Origin of the sequence: Brevibacterium rongguiense, from assembly GCF_009857845.1 — a bacterium.
In the GTDB taxonomy this organism is placed as follows: Bacteria; Actinomycetota; Actinomycetes; order Actinomycetales; family Brevibacteriaceae; genus Brevibacterium; species Brevibacterium rongguiense.
On the sequence record NZ_WWEQ01000117.1, the window covers coordinates 1 to 1,996 of the forward strand.

At 65.0% G+C, this 1,996-nt stretch carries 3 protein-coding genes; 1 reads left to right on the top strand and 2 read right to left on the bottom strand.

The genetic code is table 11. The features are described from left to right. Window positions 1-226: 226 nt before the first annotated feature. Window positions 227-829, bottom strand: coding sequence for a recombinase family protein (locus GSY69_RS15020; protein WP_160954383.1), 603 nt, complete (start codon window positions 827-829; stop codon window positions 227-229). 106 nt (window positions 830-935) lie between these two features. Beyond that, window positions 936-1,136, bottom strand: coding sequence for a hypothetical protein (locus GSY69_RS14825; RefSeq protein WP_160954384.1), 201 nt, complete (start codon window positions 1,134-1,136; stop codon window positions 936-938). Between the two features lie 460 nt (window positions 1,137-1,596). Between GSY69_RS14825 and GSY69_RS13705 the strand changes: the two genes are divergently transcribed. Continuing rightward, a complete protein-coding gene (locus GSY69_RS13705; RefSeq protein ID WP_160954385.1) occupies window positions 1,597-1,893 on the top strand; it encodes a hypothetical protein in 297 nt (98 codons plus the stop codon). Window positions 1,894-1,996: the final 103 nt, after the last annotated feature.

A 1,996-nucleotide genomic window follows, 5' to 3' on the forward strand; every position in this document is an offset into this window, starting at 1 on the left:
TTCGCGTAGGCCCGGCGGCGCAGCCGCTGCACTTGTGCCGCAGCGACGACGGCGTAGCTTGTGCTGCAACAAAACGGCTTCGCCGGAAGGACAACCGCACACGCACCCCACACCCGACCACCACGGGGCCCCGCCTCTCACACCAGTGAGCGGGACTGCCGCACCGCACTGCCGACAGCCGCCAACCCCTCCTGGCCACCGGGCGCTGCGCCCTGCGGCCATCGGGTCAGTTGTCGGTGCGGCCCGAAGTAGCGGGCGCTTGGTAGTGGGTGAGCTGGCCGTGGAGGTAGCGGGTGACCGCGTGGCGGGAGACCCCGACGGCTTCGGCGATCTGGGTCTTGTTCATCCCCTGCTCGGCCAGCTTGTCGATGTGGCGGGCCACTCCCGGTTTGATCGAGGGCTTGCGCCCCACCTGCTTGCCCGACGCGCGGGCCGCCTGGAGGCCGGCGCGGGTGCGCTCGAGCATGAGGTCACGCTCGAACTCCGCCATCGAAGCGATCAGGCGAAACAGCAGCCGCCCCGAAGGGGTGGTCGTATCAATCGGGTCTGTCAGGGAGCGGAAGTCCACGCCCCGCTCCCCCAGCTCGTCGATGAGCCCCACGAGGTGGGACGTCGAACGGCCCAACCGGTCGAGCTTCCACACCACCAGCGTGTCCCCAGACTGCACGGTGGCCATGAGGTCAGCCAACGCCGGCCGATCAGGACTGGCACCGGATGCCTTGTCGGTGAACGTATGCTCGGCGTCAATACCGGCGGCGGTGAGCGCGTCGAATTGGAGTCGCGGATTCTGATCCGCCGTGGACACGCGCGCGTACCCGTAGACGCTCACAGCTCCCGCCCCCGCTCGGGGCCGGCCTCGCGGGAGTGGCTGCTCCTCGGGCTCTCGCCTGCGCCTTGGGGGCCGGTGATGGGGCCTTGGATGCGGCCACGGTAGGTCACTTCGCGTCGATGTGGGCGAGGGCGAGGCGCTGGTACTCGTCCATGCTGATTTCGCCTTCGAGGCGCTGGCGGCGCAGCTGGTTGATGTAGGGGTCGGTGATCTGGTGGCCGGCGGCGCCGAGGGCTCCGTCTGCGAAGGCCATTGCCTCATCGGTGGTCATCGCGGGTCGGGTTCGGGTGGTGGGCTGCTCGGTCATGATGTCCTCTCCCCTACTAGCTGGCTCCACCATTCTACCGTTCGTGCGCGTTTTTGTCAATAGTGACGGGTTTCGCTCACTTGTGTTTCGAGCGCTAGATTTCGCGCGCTTGGTGGGCGCTCTGCCGCTGGCCGCCGGCGGGGTGCGCGAAACCGAACCATTCCGGACACAGGTGAAGATTGATCAATCCCGGCCACCGCTCACACGGCATGACCGAGATTTCCGACCGTGCGCCAAGATCTGAGTTGCAACATTGCAAGCGAGACCCGGGACCGGGGGCCGCACAGTGCCGCAAACTCCTGACGACTCACGGACACCCGGTTAGCCTCACCTCTTGACGACCCCGACAGGGAGGACGACACTCACGTCTATGGTCCCTTCGCGAGCAGCATCGTTCGGCGCACCGGGCCGGTGATGTGGCTTGCGCTCATGTGTGTGCATAACAACTGCGGCTTTAGCGTTGCTGATCATCCTGACGATCATGGACGTGCGCGGCGGTAATTCACTGACCGACATACTTGGGTTTATCGGTTTCTGCGTCATCAGTTTCGTGCTCCCGGCGTTGATTGCGGGCTTGACAGCAATACTGTTGAACCGCTTTCACGAGGCCCTTCAGGTGATCACCGCAGTCACGGTATTTCTTCTCTTAGTGCAATTGACCGCGTTCATCATAGACGCAGCAACGCGGAGTGATATCGCTGTCTGGAACTTGATCGGCGCCGGTACTGGGGTTGGGGACTGCCGCATAGATAGGTGACATCTGATCTGGCTTGCCCGCAGGGCGGCCTGGAAGGATGTGCACCATGCCCGCTCCCTACCCCCAGGAGTTCCGCGAAGACGTCGTGCGAGTGGCCCGGTCC